The following is a 15,061-nucleotide window of genomic DNA, read 5'->3' as shown; positions in this document are numbered from 1 at the left end:
GTTTAACTTATGGTAAATAAGGGAAAACCAAAGTAAGCAAACAATCTACTATTCTTAAGGAGGAAATATAAATGACTCAAACAACTATCGAAACTCAAACGAATAGCAAACTATTAAAAGGGATTCTAATCGGGGGACTTGTTGGTGGTGCGTTAACCTTGCTTGACTCCAGCACAAGAAATAAAGTGAAGCGTTCAGCCGTCCTTTTAAAAGATAACTCCATGAATATGATTGAACAGGTCAAGGAAAATCCCAGCGAAATGAAGGAACAGATGGTCTCAGGAGTCAAAGGGGCAACAGAGACGATTAAAGAAGCCATCAACGACGTTGAAACCTTATATGAAACTGTCAATGAAGACGTGGTGGGTAAAGTTTCCGAAGTAAAGGATATCTCCACTAATGCCCTTGGTACAGCTAAGGACGCCACAAGTGAATTAAAAGACATCAGTTCAAAAGTGGTCGTTGCCGGTAAACAACTGAAAGAAACGCCATCACAATCATTGAAATCCGATAATAAAAAAGGTGAAAAAGAGAGTGATGAAGTCGTTACCAAGTCAGGTTTATCCAATAAAAAATCCATTTCATCCAACTTTTAATATAAAAAAAGCTGAGGCAATATGCCCCAGCTTTTTTTATATCATTTAATAACCTTATTCAGAACCCTCTAGTTTATTCGTTATCTCATGGTCCTTTTTCACTTCAGCTAACCAAACGGGATATTCCTCTTGTAATCTTTCAGAAATCAGTTTTTCCTTGATCACTTCTTTACTGTCTTCTAAATTAGCTTTTTTTGCTTCCTTCTTACCGGTTACCTTTATGATGTGGTAACCATAATCGGATTTGACTGGATCACTGACTTTATCGATATCAAGATCAAAGGCAACATTTTCAAACTCATCCACCATATCACCTTTCCCAAAATACCCCAAGCTTCCACCCTTATCTGCCGTTTCTGTATCAGTGGAATATTTAGCTGCCAATTTAGCGAAATCACCGCCGTCTGCAATTTCCTTCGCAACTTTTTTAGCCGTTTTTTCATCTTCGACTAAAATATGACTAGCCTCCACTTGTTCCGCTTGTGCAAATGTATCTTTATTATCCTCAAAATACGTACTGATTTCATCGTCTGTCACGGTAATTCTCGGTTCAATCAGTTTTTTCGTTTGCAGATAAACCACGATGTCCTTTTTCAAGGCTTCCATGGACGAACCGCTTGCTTCCAATTGCTCTTTTAATGCCTTTTCATCACCGTAGGACTCAACCATCGTATCGATTTCTTTCTGGATTTCTTCATCCTTAATTTTAATTCCTTCTTTTTCCGCTTCCAATTCAACCAATTTATTCGTAATTAACAGGTCTAAAGTATCTGCTCCGTACCCTGCAATAAGTGCGTCATACAGCTCATCCTTATTGATTTTCTCACCATCTATACTTGCCATTGTCTTATCCGTGGACGAAATCATCGCAAAAGCCATGATCCCGGCAATGATTAAAATGCTCCCTGCCCAAACATATGCCTTCGTGCTTCTTAATAGTTTCATGAATAGTCTCCCTTATTTTTTCTATTATCATAGCTTGGGAATATTAATTAATCCTTAAGATTTTAATTCCACCTGCAGTATGCATTAATTCAATCATTATACTAACATACTTATATCCCCACTGAAATTTTAGAGTATTACTAAAAAACTGACCTGCTACCAACTTACATTGCTATACAGTAGCAATCTAAATTATACCGTTATATTGACTTTGACCATATAGGTTACAGAGGTGAAGCTGTGGGAGAAAATCTCGTCAAAACCAGAAAAAAGCATGGTGTAAGGGGAATTCCTTTACACCATGCTTTTTCGTTTTATTTACGATGCATCTTAAATTCAAGGAAGAGTTCATTGTAATGGGCCAAGTTTTTCTTGCCAAGGTTTTCGTATACTTCCAGTTTCTTTGTCATTTCCGGTGATGGATAGAAACGTTCATCCTTCACCACTTCTTCAGGCATATATTTCAACGCTTCCTTATTAGGTGTCGAGTAGCTTACATATTCAGCATTCTGTGCTGCAACTTTCGGGTCCAGCATGAAGTTGATGAACTGGTGAGCCGCATCGACATTTTTGGTTGTTTTCGGGATGACCATATTATCAAACCATAAATTGGACCCCTCTTTTGGTACTACGTATTCGAGATCTTCATTTTCAGCCATTATTTCAGAGGCAACTCCAGACCAAACAAGACCAATCGCCGCTTCCTGGGCTTCCAATAGCATGCGGCTTTCATCTCCAACGATCGCTTTAATATTCGGGGTGAGTGCATCAAGCTTGGACTTTGCCTCTTGAAGGTGTTCTTCATCTATATCATTCAATGAATAGTTCAAAGAGTTCAGTCCCATGCCTATCACTTCTCTAGCCCCATCCGTCAAAAGGATTTCATTTTTTAAATCTTTATCCCATAAATCCGCCCAAGCCGTTATCTCTTTGCCACCGAGCATCTTGGAGTTGTAAACAATTCCAACCGTTCCCCAAAAATACGGCACGGAATATTTGTTCTCCGGATCGAATGGCAGATTGATGAATCGCTCATCGATATTTTTCAAATTTGGTAGCTTGGAATGATCCAAGGGAACCAGTAAGTCCTCTTGCCTCATCTTATCGATCATATACTCAGACGGAATGGCAATATCATAAGTCGTACCGCCCTGTTCGATTTTCGTCATCATTGCCTCATTGGAATCGAACGTCTCATAAATGACCTTTATACCTGTTTCTTCTTCAAAACGGTCGATTAGATCCGTATCGATGTAATCGCCCCAATTATAGATGGTAAGCGTATTGCTGCTAGTAAACCCCTGCGATGAATTCAATCTGGAAATCGCATATAGCAGCAAAGCGGATACGAGGGAAATGATCAAAAACATTTGGACCAGCCTTTTCATCGTTTCCCCCCCATTCCCGTTTGCCTTACACGTTGAGTTATATAGTAATAAACGACAACTAACAGTAGTGTCACTACGAATAGCAGTGTCGATAGGGCATTGATATTCAATGAAATTCCACGGCGGGCCAATGAATAGATTTCCACAGATAGAGTGGAAAAGCCATTACCCGTCACAAAGAACGTAACCGCAAAATCATCAAGGGAATAAGTCAATGCCATAAAAAAACCAGCAAAGATACCTGGTAAGATGTATGGCAGGATGACCTTCGTCAATACATCCCACCGGCTTGCCCCTAAATCTCGGGCCGCATCAATTAAGGTAGGGCTCATTTCCTGAAGCTTCGGAAGGACCAGCAGCACAACAATCGGGATGCTGAAGGCGATATGCGACAACAGTACCGAGTAGAATCCAAGCTTGATCCCGGCCATTGTGAATAAAATCAGGAAGGAGGCACCGATGATGACATCGGGACTGACAATCAATACATTATTCAATGACAATACCGTATTCCTAGCTTTACTGCTCGTAAAGGACCGAATTCCAATGGCCCCTATCACCCCTATGATAGTGGCGATCAGTGCAGATAATAAAGCGATCACAAGTGTATTCAATACAATGATCAACAGCCTTGTATCTTGGAATAGCTCTTTGTACCACTCCATCGTGAACCCTTTAAAATCATACATCGTTCCACCGCTGTTAAAAGAGTAAAAGACTAAAAAGAAAATCGGTGCATAGAGTATGAGAAAAATCAACACGAGAAACGCTTTTGATATTGGTGATAATTTATTGCCCAATTTACACACCCTGCTTTCGGTTACCCGTTACAAACATAATCAGGAACATTATAATAATCAAAAATACCGCGATAGTGGAACCCATGCCCCAATCCTGTGTCACAAGGAAGTGCTGCTCGATAGCCGTACCAAGCGTAATGACGCGGTTACCGGCAATCAGCCTTGTAAGCATGAACAATGAAAGTGCCGGGATGAAGACTACCTGGCATCCCGTCTTCACACCATCTAACGTCAATGGAAAAATGACGCGGCGGAATGTCATCCATCGGGACGCTCCCAAGTCGTTGGCCGCATCCAAAAGGGTTGGATTCATTTTATCAAGCGCATTGAATATCGGTAAAATCATAAACGGGATGAAAATATAAACCGAAACGAAGATGAAGCTGAAATCCGTAAAGAGAATCTGCTGCTTTCCAATCCCTACAGCCTCCAGAAAACCATTCGCCACACCATACGTGCCAAAAATACCAATGAAGGCATAAGCTTTCAAAAGTAAATTGATCCAGGAAGGTACGATAATCAGCAAAAGCCACAACTGCTTATGCTTGGTTTTCGTTAATAGATATGCTGTCGGGTAAGCCACTAAAAGGGATATTCCCGTAATCAGGAAAGCATACCAAAATGAACTTAAAGTCATTTTTAAATATACTGGCGTAAAGAACTTTTGATAGTTAATCAAAGAGAGATTGCCTTCAATGTCAAAGAAGGAATAGTAAAGGATTAACAAAATGGGTGCAATCACGAATAAAGCAATCCATAAGACATAGGGTATGAAGTAAATATTCCGGGATATTTTATTCTGCATGACTTTCCCCATCATGATACGCTTCCAAACGCTTATCGAATTCTTCTTCAGTTTCACCCAATCGCATGACATGAATCGATTCTGGATCGAAATAAAGACCTATTTCATCTCCCACCGCCACTTTTTTCGTTGATTGGACAAGCCATTCATTTCCATCATGGTCATAACAGCTGATTTCATAATGAACACCGCGAAATAGCTGGGAGTCCACCCGAACTTGCAGTTTTCCGCGATCGACGGAAGTGATCTCTAAATCTTCCGGGCGGATGACAATATCGACAGCTTCATTACTGTTCAATCCTTGGTCGACACATTCGAACTGTCTGCCGACGAATTCCACGAGGTAATCCTCAATCATTTTTCCTTTTACAATATTAGACTCACCGATGAAATCGGCAACGAATCGATTCAGCGGTTCATCATAAATATCCGTAGGGGTCCCACTTTGCTGAATTTTCCCTTTGTTAAGGACAAAAATCTCATCTGACATCGCTAATGCTTCCTCTTGGTCATGAGTGACGAAGATAAACGTGATTCCAAGTCTTTGTTGCAGCTCCCGCAATTCATATTGCATTTCTGTACGCAATTTCAAATCGAGGGCAGATAGCGGTTCATCCAGAAGGATGACTGCCGGTTCATTAACAATCGCCCTGGCAATCGCTACCCTTTGCCGTTGACCACCGGACATTTCCCTGATCTCCCGTTTATCATAACCCTCCAAATTAACAAAGCTAAGGGCTTCCTTCACCTTTTTTTCCACTTCCGTATTTTTCATTTTCTTGATCCGAAGGCCGAATGCTACATTTTCAAACACATTTAAATGCGGAAAAAGTGCGTAATCTTGAAATACCGTATTTACTTGCCTTTTATTGGCTGGTACATCATTGATCCTTTTTCCTTCAAAGTAAATATCACCTTTGGATGCCTCCGTAAATCCAGCAATCAAGCGAAGGATCGTGGTCTTCCCACAGCCGGAAGGACCCAAGAGCGTATAGAACTTCCCTCTCTCGATTTCAAAACTAACATTATCGAGAACTATCGTATCATCATCGAATTGCTTCGTAACCTGATCGAAGCGTATTATATTCCCGTTTGCCATAGCTACTTCCCTCTTTCCATTCCCTTACTTCATCCATCTTTACCTTAAATGAACCAATGCATTTGTCTTGAATTCTACAAGTAGGATTCCGTCACCACTAGCAATAACTCGGATGGACCTTTAAAATCATTGATGATTTGATGTTCATCTGAAGCATGAAAATAAATCGATTCCCCTGCCTTGACGAAATACGCATGAGTACCAAGCTTTACAATGACTCTTCCGCTTAATACATAACCGAATGTTTCCGACAAGGATGGTTCAAATTGTTTGAACTCCCCTTTTTCCTGAAGAGTCAAGCGAATCGGTTCCATTTCCTTCTCATTCGATTCAGGCACGAGCCACTGGATTTGATACCCTCGTTCCTCATCAATGAAAAATGTTTGCGCTTCTTCTTCATACACCACTTTTTGGACGTGATCCTCATCATCGAAGAACTGCTTCGGCTTACAGCCGAGTACTTCTAAAATGTTGAAAAGAGTTTCAATTGAAGGAGAACTAAGATCCCTTTCTAACTGTGAAATATACCCTTTGCTTAAATCCGTTCTTTCCCCCAATTCTTCCTGGGTCAATCCTTTTTTCAAGCGAAGATTCTTAATTTTTTTTCCAATTTGCATCCTATTTACCCTCAATTGGTTTACTTATAGTAAACCCACAGTAGATAAAGTTTTATATAAGTAAACTTCCAGTTTAATTTTACGAATATTATTATACAGGAAATACTGGAAACTTCAATTGAAAGTTCCAGGAATGCATGAAAAAAGGACCGCCTACTGGCAGTCCTTCTTTTACAACTTCAGACAAATCTCTTGCGCTTTCTTTTCGCCATCTGCAATACAGTCCGGGATTCCAACACCATTGTATGAACAGCCCGCAAGTAAAACATTCGGATAATTCTCGGAGATTTTCGCCTCCAGGGATTGAACGATTTGAGGATGTTTTATATGGTAGTTTGGCATATTTTCATGCCATTTCGTCACTTCACTTGTAATTGGAGTCCCAGAAATACTTAAACTTTTTTTAATGTCGCGTAAAGCCACCTGAATTAATTCCTGGTTTGTAAGGGACCGTAATCGTTCATATTCCGGACTTGAGCTTTTATAAAAAAGCCTTACTAAAAGCTGACTGTTTTCAGAAGTATGCTCCCATTTCCGGCTTGTCCAGGTACATGCATTACAGATCAAATCACTATTATCACCTGCAATGAAACCAGTCCCGTCTTTAGGAAGCTTACTGTCCGGGATATCGAATCCAAGATAAACGCTAATCATTGAACTATTGATCAAGCCAGCGAAGTCTTGATCCAACTCCCGATCACCCAATAGTTTCTGGGCAGCTGTATGCGGTGTACTCAAAACAATGAAGTCCGTTTCCAGCGTTTCACCGTTTGCCAATGAAATGATATACCCCTGATCATTCTTTCTAATTTTTTCTGCCTTGATCCCTTTTAAAATTTCCACCATATCGAGGCTCTCCTCAATACGTTCAATCAATGCCGATAAGCCATTTTTAAACGAAAGGAACTTCCTATTTCCCTTGCTTTGGTATTTCTGCTTATTTTCCGATAAACCGCGTATTATACTGCCATATTCATTTTTATAATCCAGCATCTCAGGCAGTGTTTTGGCAATGGTCAATTCATTTAATTTCCCTGAATAAACACCCGATAGGACAGGTGATATCTGTTTTTGCACCAATTCCTTACCTAAGAAACTTTCAAGGAATAAACCGATTGAGTCATTTTTCGTAAACGTCTCATTTTTTGTATAGAAATCCTTTAAGGCGTCGACCTTCCCTTGTGCGGAAACCAGATCACTTTTCGCCAGGGACTCCAGGCTCATTGGAATTCCGAATAAGGCATCTTCCGGGATTCCCTTCAGCATGCCATCCGTATGGATAAATGATTTTCCCGTCGCATTATAGACAACTTGGTCCTCTAGGTTCAATTCTTCAAGAAATGGTACTATATTTTGCTTCCTTGCGACAATCGAATCGGCACCCGCTTCGATTTTAAAAGGACCATCATGCACTGTCCTGATTTTACCGCCTAATTTCTCATTTCCTTCTATTAATATCAATCGTACGGAGAGACTGTTCGCTTTAGCCGTTTTTTGTAAATAATACATGGTTGATAAACCGGTAATGCCTCCACCTACGACTACGATTGTTTTCATTAGGACTACACCTCGATTAACGAAATTTTCATTAAGTAAAGTGTACCATAAGGCAGCAGCAATATTAAAAACGGCCCTTCTAAATCATTAGTTTCGTAATGAAACCTGTAACAAATTGGACAAAAAAAGACCTCTCCTCTTTGGAAAAGGCTACATGCCAATTTGTCGTTTCTTATTCCATATCCTTGTTCATCGTATCTAATCTATACTCCATTATTTCCATCAACCCGCTTCTGCCTTCTTTTTGAATCCCTGTATCCTGATACCCCGCTTTCGCATAAAGCGTTTTTGCAATCACGTTCATGACGTCCACTGCCAGAATGATCGAATCCTTGTTTGGAAAAATCCCTTTTGCGAATTCCGGAAGGATTTGCAAAGCTTTCATTGCAACTCCTTTACCTTGATGCTTTTGATCAACAAGAAATCCACGGAGTAATATCGCTTTTTTATCGTTGGTGAAAGGGGTGATGGTCTCGCCAATATGTAAAACGAAAAAGCCAACTGGGATACCCTCAACCAATATTACGATAGGATGCCTGTCACAATCTTCCCGGCAATATTTCAGTGACTCTTCGGGCAGAGCTGAAAAAGGGGTTTGTGTATCCGGTAAATAAAACTGGGAAAGCTCGTGAAGATGTTCCGGTAAATAAGGCGTTAAGGTAACGGTCTTGATTTCCTTGTCCTGTTCCATTGGGCACACCACTTTCATCAATTATTGGATACTTAAAGATTCTATGCCTCCTCTTAAAATCCCTCCCCTAACGGGAAGAAGCACTGCCGAATATTTCGGCAGCGCTCCTTAAGTCAATCAATGGGTTTTTTCATTGATTGTCAGTGCTTCTCGTAAATTGATTTGCTGTCGGAGTATATTGGCAACATCACGGGAAATTTGTCGTTTTTCAAACATATCCTGCACTTCGTCCCGCTCCGCCTGAATCGCTTTATAAAATAGTTCCCTTTCATAATCGACCATTTTACTAGGGATTCGGCCTCTATTTTCCCGTTTGCATTTTAAAATCAACACTTTATACTCTTCTATGATCATCGAAGATGTCTCATGATTTTCAGAAGTGATACCCGCTTGCATCTCTTGGATGGCGGCTTTGTACATCCTGATTTTAAGGTCTCTCACCTTTTCCAATCTTTCTATATTGATCCTTCTTATTTCACTTTTATTAGGGAAAAATAATTTAAAAACCCTCAGCATACTTCTTCTGAAAAGCGTTACTGTCCTGAAAAAACGGAATTTCATTCGGTTTGTGACCGCGCCTTCCATACGCTGGATGTATTCCTTGCATATATACGCCGTCTCCCGATCCACTTTTTCATCCTTAATAAGTTTATCAAGGAATCTTTCCTCTGCTTCAAGGGCCTTGAAGCGAAGGACCTTCTCTTCTTCTCTTAATGCAGCTGGCTCTTTCTCCTGTTCTACATAGGACAATTCATTGATCTTTGAACAGTACCTCGAAATAATCGATAAAGCCGCTTCACGGTTTTCATCTGTCATTTGGGACTCAACCACCCGGATGGCCGCTTGATGTGTGTGAATGGCAGCAGCTTTCGTTTTGTCAGCCTGCTTGTCCACTACATCCTCCTCTTCGGATCGTGCTACGATTGGCAGAAATACACTCGCAACAATCAAGGTCAGCAATATGACGCCTGCTGCAATGAAGATGATTAACGAACGCTCAGGAAAAGGACTTCCATCTGCCAATACATATGGAATCGAGAACGAACCCGCTAACGTTACAGCTCCGCGAACACCGGAAATGGTAATGATTCCGGCAGCTTTGAAGTCTGGTTTTTGGGCGCCTGCTTTTTTCGTCATCCAACCAATCGACCAGGCAGCCGTAAGCCAAATGAATCGTAAAGCGAAGAGGAAAAGTGTAATGATCACGATATAAAGGAGCACTTGTCCATTATTGAAGGCTGGATCTTGAAAGATAGTCTTCGCAACGCTTGGGATTTGCAAGCCAAGCAAAACGAATACAAGTCCATTCAATACATATAAAATGACGGACCATGTACTCTTTGAAACGACCTGAAGTTCTACAGTTGGTGATATTTCCCGATCTCGTTCAATGGCATGGACAATTCCCCCAGCCACGACCGCTAAAATCCCAGAAAGGTGGAAATGTTCCACAGCGAGGAAAATAATAAAAGGAGTTAGGATTTGGATCAACATATGCATCGTGACGTCTTCCATCCCTAAGCGGCGAAGAAATACACGAAGCCTGATTACGACGAAAGCAAGTATTGCTCCACCTACAAACCCACCAATTGCAATCCATATGAAACTGAAGGTTGCGTCGACTAAGGAGAAAACACCAGTGACTGTAGCTGCTACGGCAAACTTGAAGGCAACCAGACCTGAGGCATCATTCATTAGCCCCTCTCCTTCGAGAAGGTGCATAATGCTCTTAGGCAGCTTAACCCGACTCGCCAAAGCGCTTACTGCCACTACATCTGTAGGTGACAAAATGGCAGCTAAAGCAAATGCTGCCGGCAATGGAATCGATGGAATCATCCAATTAATTAGATACCCGCCTGCCCAAACCGTTATGAATACTAGGCCCAGTGCAAGCATTAGAATGGGTGCTCTCAACTTCCATAGAGCTGTGCGGGGTACATTTTTGCCATCATTGAATAAAAGGGGCGCGATGAATAGCAGCAAAAACAATTCCGTCTCCATCTCAACATGCATACCCAAGGGTAAAAGTGCCAGTATGACACCTAGTGCTATTTGTATTAATGGTACAGGTATAAAAGGTATAAAATGGTTAATTACATTAGACACTCCAATCAATATAAGAAGGGCTAATATAACAAGGAAAAACTCCATACAAACATCAAACTTCCTCTCTCATCTATTATCATAACTATAAGCGTAACATATTTATACCCAACCATTCATGCATTAACTATTCTAACCTAGAACCCTCCTGAATAATGATGCTTTTTATTAAGCAAAGGACCTTATGAATACAAAATCAACCCAATACCTCAACGGATTTACATCGGAAAATATGGTGACTGTCTATTGAATGGAAAAAAGCTGATTGGCTATCCTAATCAGCTTTTCCCACATGATAATGACAATGGTCATTGTGAAAAATATGACCCACATAACAAGTTGGCACTAACACGCTCATTTTGTTCCCGGGACAAACAGACGAAGATGTTTGTGCAGTACATTCGCCTTAAAAGGAAGAAGAAAGCCTTCATCACCATCTATATTGACTGCAAGTTCCTCTGTTGTGGATAAATGGAGCTTGGATGTTTGAATATATTCAACCTCATCATGTCCTTTGATCTCTCCCCTCATTAAACTGGGAATGATCTTGACGATAAGAGGAAGAGATAAATCCTTAATGATGAATGTGTGCAGCTTTCCATCATTCACTTCCGCCTCCGGTGCAAGTTGTTCGAAACCGCCGACAGAGTTAGTCATTGTCGCAATCAGTAAATGAGCCTCACCCATCCACCTGCCCTGATCATGTTCAACCGTTAAAGGAAACGGATTCTTTTTAATGACTGCTTTTGCTCCTTCAATGAAATATGCAAAAGACCCCAGTCGGGTTTTTTGTTCAACGGACACATTATAGGTAGCCTCGGCGATTGCCCCTACTGCCAACACATTCATGAAGTAACGATCATTGATCTTCCCTATGTCCGATTCCTTAATATGCATATCCTTTAGTATCTCAATAGCTGCATCGGGATTCATGGGTATACCCAATGATCTAGCAAAATCATTAATGGTTCCTAGTGGAATGATTCCGAAAATTGGCCGATGTTGCTGCTCGCCCAAGCCATTCACTATCTCGTTCACCGTTCCATCCCCACCCATGGAAATGACCGCATCGAACCTTTCTTCACAGGCTTCCATAGCAAAACCCGTAGCATCCCCCTCTCCTTCGGTTTTTCTAACGGACACCTCATCATAAATATCACCAAGCGCCTTTTCCGCTTTCGGCAAAATCTTTCCTGCCTTTTCCTTACCTGAAGATGGATTTATGATAATCATCACTTTCGACATATGCTACCTCCCATTATTTGTACTTCTATTAGCAAGTTACCTCTTTACTGAAGTACTAAAACCAAACGGACAATTTTTCTGATTGTTGAATAAAGAAGTTTTCCAGTAACTTTCAAATTATCGCTTCAGTTTAGACGGTTTGCTGTCATTTTAGAACAAGCTCTTATTGTTACATGGACTGTGAAACAGGCATTCATTGATCACTGATCTTCCTGTTCTACATCTGTTACAATTACACCTATTCATATCAATTGAAAATTGTCTGTCCCTTTCGCTCCTTCGTATTTTTTTTCATCTATAAAATGAATTTTCTCTTCAAATCCCTCCTTACCATGAAGAAAAAAACAAAAAATAATAGCTGATAAACCCCTTCTCTATAGGGTTTTCAGACTCTACATGAAATAAATTTCAAATTTTCTGTAAAATACCTATACATTTTCCAAATTCGGGTATATACTGTATTATAACAACAAACAAGCAACAATAACTGTACTATAAAGAGGAGGAGCGAGACATGCAAGATTATCAATCAGATTCATTCATAATCGATTCATTTAAATATTGCCCTGAATGTGGTGAAACACATGTGGACCACTCAGATTCCTATCTGTTGGAATGCGATCGCTGCCTTTCCAAACGTGAAGAATAATTCGGTCGAAAAAAAAAACATTATTAAGGAGGAAATAATCATGCAACTGAAAAAATCCATTGAATTTTTCAACAATATCCCTGCTAAAAATTGCCCTGAGTGCGGTGACCATATTATTGAACACTCCGAATCCTACTTAATGGAATGTGATCGCTGCCTTTCCAAACGCGAAGACTAATTAAACCAATTCAAAAAGGAGGGAACCATCATGCAAACTAAAAACCCATTGGAATTCTTCAGGTCACTGCCACCTAAACAATGTACGGAATGCGGCACCCATATCATCGAACAAGCTGAATCCTACCTCTTGGAATGTGACCGCTGCCTTTCCAAACGCGAAGACTAATTAAACCAATTCAAAAAGGAGGAACCATCATGCAAACTAAAAACCCATTGGAATTCTTCAGGTCACTGCCACCTAAACAATGTACGGAATGCGGCACCCATATCATCGAACAAGCTGAATCCTACCTCTTGGAATGTGACCGCTGCCTTTCCAAACGCGAAGACTAACTAAACCAAATCATAAGGAGGAACCATCATGCAAACTAAAAACCCATTGGAATTCTTCAGGTCACTGCCACCTAAACAATGTACGGAATGCGGTACTCATATCACTGAACAAGCAGAGTCCTACCTCTTGGAATGTGACCACTGCCTTTCCAAAAAAGATGAATATTAAAAAAAGATGCTGACATCAAAAAGCTATAAAGGCCATTTTGATGTCAGCATTAACCTTGTATTAGTTTCCCTTTCCTTACATTCAAAAAAGGATGTCCTTGGGACACCCTGCAGTCGCAACTATTTTTTACTTACCAATATATTTATCTACATATTTTCCACTGACCTTCCTGCTGCTGTACTGTAAGAAGTCCAATGCAAAAATCATGAATTCAAGGCCAAGACGCTTATCTGAACGCATAAAATCCGCACCTAAAAGTTTCTCCAATTTTTCAAGCCTATGATATAGCGTTTGCCGGACAATGAATAGTTGTTTTGATGTTTCCTGTTTAGAACCATTACAAGCAAGATAGGTCTTCAGGGTAGGCATTAACTCACCATTGTTTTGCTTGTCATATTCAATGACGGGACCTAAATACTCAAGCACCGTCTCCTCCAGATTACCATGTTTATTTATGAGCGAAATCATGCGATGCATATGTAAATCCTGATAAAAGAAGCTCCTGTTATCCTCTGGTAAGGTATCCTGAAGCAGCAGAGTCTCGCGGGCCGTTTCATAACTTTTATAAATCTCACTTAACCTTTGAACATGCTTTCCAAAACCAATGGAAAGCAGACTCATACGATTACGCCCGCTTACATCCATTTTCATGATTCGGTCCACTGCGCTTGTCACCCTTGATTTCCAATCTTCAGATGAACGATTATCACCTAAAATAAAAACTAGATGCTGATGTATTTCCATAGAAAATATCTGAAAGCCGTACTGTTCAAAAACTGTCTTAAACATTATCTTAAAATAGGTTCCATCTAATTTTGCAGAACTTTTATTATACCTTGGGTGTTGTTTGCAAATGCAAACAATTCCGCCATCCAACTGCATTTTCGGATCTATATAGGAAAGCCTTTCCCGGATTGCTTCGTCACTATACTCACCTTCAATCCAATTTGTAAGCCATTTACTCTCCTCCGACATTTTCTTTTCTTCTATATATAATTCCCTTAATAGATGCTGTGCCAATGCGGTAGCCGTTCGATCCAAAATCAGTGAATCAAAGTCCGTCAGTTCTCTGTCGTTGCTGCAAATAAGCAGTTCCGCATAATTTTCACCAAGTACTTGAATTGGCTGTCTAAAAACGGTTTTATCCATTTTTCGCTTTTCTTCGTATATGTCCGCTACCATTTGATAGGTTATTTTTTTCTTTGTTTTTGGAATGCTGGCTATATCGTTCTCATTGAAGATAAGAATAACCTGTACATTTAAATAGCTGTGGAGAAATTTTAGAATTGGTTCATAATGGTCAATTTCGAGGAGATTTTTATTTAACTGCTGGGAGTAGTTTTCTAAGTTGGAGATCATTTGATATTGTTTATTGATGATAAGGGAATGAATATCCTGAGTGATTTCCACGAAAGGGACTTCTTCATGAAAAAGGATGATAGGGAATTGCTGTTCATTTGCAAGATCAATTGCACATTGCGGCACTGCCATGGTGTTGGCGCCAATCTCTATACAGAGTCCAGCTGCAGTACATTCAATTAACTGTTTTAAGTAAGATAGAAATGTGTCATCGCAATCTTTCCACCCTAAACCGGTAGTCAGAATCAGTTCATTTCCATTTAACAAATGGCTGATTTGGGTGACTTCCATGCAGTGGACCCACTTCACTTGACGCTTTATCCCACTGCTACCTGCAATTATATCCGTCAGATTAAAATGCTTGCGTGTTAGAATTTCCTCGATTGTAATCGATGTATTCATCCATCCACATCCTTTTATAAAACTGCTTTAAAATCTATTATAAACGGACAATCCTTAAATCTCCAGACACTTGTCAGAAAATCTAACGTCAAAATTCTACAAAAAATTCGCCACTTTTCCACA

17 protein-coding genes are annotated in these 15,061 nt (G+C 40.2%); 6 read left to right on the top strand and 11 right to left on the bottom strand.

Annotated elements, in window-relative coordinates; translation table 11 throughout:
* The first annotated feature begins 71 nt into the window (after nt 1–71).
* Nucleotides 72–596, top strand: coding sequence for a YtxH domain-containing protein (locus ABIE66_RS01120; RefSeq protein WP_370013615.1), 525 nt, complete (start codon nt 72–74; stop codon nt 594–596).
* 54 nt (nt 597–650) lie between these two features.
* Here ABIE66_RS01120 and ABIE66_RS01115 read toward each other — a convergent pair whose 3' ends face one another.
* From ABIE66_RS01115 to ABIE66_RS01070, 10 genes are all read right to left on the bottom strand, one after another.
* Nucleotides 651–1,541 (bottom strand): peptidylprolyl isomerase, encoded by an 891-nt coding sequence (locus tag ABIE66_RS01115; protein WP_370013614.1) that lies wholly within the window; start codon nt 1,539–1,541, stop codon nt 651–653.
* 314 nt (nt 1,542–1,855) lie between these two features.
* Complete coding sequence (locus ABIE66_RS01110; RefSeq protein ID WP_289318707.1) at nt 1,856–2,929, bottom strand: ABC transporter substrate-binding protein; 1,074 nt, start codon at nt 2,927–2,929, stop codon at nt 1,856–1,858.
* Complete coding sequence (locus ABIE66_RS01105; RefSeq protein ID WP_289318706.1) at nt 2,926–3,729, bottom strand: ABC transporter permease; 804 nt, start codon at nt 3,727–3,729, stop codon at nt 2,926–2,928. Before ABIE66_RS01105 ends, ABIE66_RS01110 begins: the two co-directional genes overlap by 4 nt.
* A 1-nt stretch (nt 3,730) precedes the next feature.
* The gene (locus tag ABIE66_RS01100; RefSeq protein ID WP_289323380.1) at nt 3,731–4,534 is read right to left on the bottom strand and encodes an ABC transporter permease; all 804 of its coding nucleotides are present in this window, start codon (nt 4,532–4,534) and stop codon (nt 3,731–3,733) included.
* Entirely contained in the window at nt 4,524–5,633 is a 1,110-nt protein-coding gene (locus ABIE66_RS01095; protein ID WP_289318704.1) for an ABC transporter ATP-binding protein, read from the bottom strand. Before ABIE66_RS01095 ends, ABIE66_RS01100 begins: the two co-directional genes overlap by 11 nt.
* A 74-nt stretch (nt 5,634–5,707) precedes the next feature.
* Nucleotides 5,708–6,250 carry a helix-turn-helix domain-containing protein gene (locus tag ABIE66_RS01090; RefSeq protein ID WP_370013613.1) on the bottom strand — a complete coding sequence of 181 codons (543 nt, stop codon included), beginning with the start codon at nt 6,248–6,250 and terminating at the stop codon, nt 5,708–5,710.
* Nucleotides 6,251–6,421: 171 nt separating this feature from the next.
* Entirely contained in the window at nt 6,422–7,807 is a 1,386-nt protein-coding gene (locus tag ABIE66_RS01085) for a protoporphyrinogen oxidase (RefSeq protein WP_370013611.1), read from the bottom strand.
* A 172-nt stretch (nt 7,808–7,979) separates the two neighbouring features.
* Nucleotides 7,980–8,516, bottom strand: coding sequence for a GNAT family N-acetyltransferase (locus ABIE66_RS01080; RefSeq protein WP_289323377.1), 537 nt, complete (start codon nt 8,514–8,516; stop codon nt 7,980–7,982).
* A gap of 99 nt (nt 8,517–8,615) precedes the next feature.
* Nucleotides 8,616–10,649, bottom strand: a complete 2,034-nt coding sequence (locus tag ABIE66_RS01075; protein WP_289323376.1) for a Na+/H+ antiporter — start codon at nt 10,647–10,649, stop codon at nt 8,616–8,618.
* A gap of 306 nt (nt 10,650–10,955) precedes the next feature.
* Nucleotides 10,956–11,846 (bottom strand): diacylglycerol/lipid kinase family protein, encoded by an 891-nt coding sequence (locus ABIE66_RS01070; protein ID WP_289323375.1) that lies wholly within the window; start codon nt 11,844–11,846, stop codon nt 10,956–10,958.
* A gap of 514 nt (nt 11,847–12,360) precedes the next feature.
* Here ABIE66_RS01070 and yhfH (ABIE66_RS01065) point away from each other — a divergent pair.
* Genes yhfH (ABIE66_RS01065) through yhfH (ABIE66_RS01045) form a run of 5 tightly spaced genes read left to right on the top strand, consistent with a single transcriptional unit; the run spans nt 12,361 to nt 13,177 of the window.
* On the top strand, nt 12,361–12,495 hold the full coding sequence (gene yhfH / locus ABIE66_RS01065) for a protein YhfH (RefSeq protein WP_289318698.1): 135 nt from the start codon (nt 12,361–12,363) through the stop codon (nt 12,493–12,495).
* Nucleotides 12,496–12,535: 40 nt separating this feature from the next.
* A complete protein-coding gene (gene yhfH / locus ABIE66_RS01060) occupies nt 12,536–12,673 on the top strand; it encodes a protein YhfH (RefSeq protein WP_289323374.1) in 138 nt (45 codons plus the stop codon).
* Nucleotides 12,674–12,703: 30 nt separating this feature from the next.
* Nucleotides 12,704–12,841 (top strand): protein YhfH, encoded by a 138-nt coding sequence (yhfH, locus tag ABIE66_RS01055; RefSeq protein WP_289318696.1) that lies wholly within the window; start codon nt 12,704–12,706, stop codon nt 12,839–12,841.
* Between the two features lie 29 nt (nt 12,842–12,870).
* The gene (gene yhfH / locus ABIE66_RS01050; RefSeq protein ID WP_289318696.1) at nt 12,871–13,008 is read left to right on the top strand and encodes a protein YhfH; all 138 of its coding nucleotides are present in this window, start codon (nt 12,871–12,873) and stop codon (nt 13,006–13,008) included.
* A 28-nt stretch (nt 13,009–13,036) separates the two neighbouring features.
* Nucleotides 13,037–13,177 (top strand): protein YhfH, encoded by a 141-nt coding sequence (gene yhfH, locus ABIE66_RS01045; protein ID WP_289318694.1) that lies wholly within the window; start codon nt 13,037–13,039, stop codon nt 13,175–13,177.
* Nucleotides 13,178–13,303: 126 nt separating this feature from the next.
* Here yhfH (ABIE66_RS01045) and ABIE66_RS01040 read toward each other — a convergent pair whose 3' ends face one another.
* A complete protein-coding gene (locus ABIE66_RS01040) occupies nt 13,304–14,938 on the bottom strand; it encodes a PucR family transcriptional regulator (RefSeq protein WP_370013610.1) in 1,635 nt (544 codons plus the stop codon).
* Between the last annotated feature and the right edge of the window lie 123 nt (nt 14,939–15,061).

Origin of the sequence: Peribacillus sp. B2I2 (genome assembly GCF_041261685.1) — a bacterium.
Taxonomy (GTDB): domain Bacteria; phylum Bacillota; class Bacilli; order Bacillales; family DSM-1321; genus Peribacillus.
Note: the sequence above shows the minus strand (reverse complement) of the source record. Positions and strands in the feature narration are given on the sequence as shown.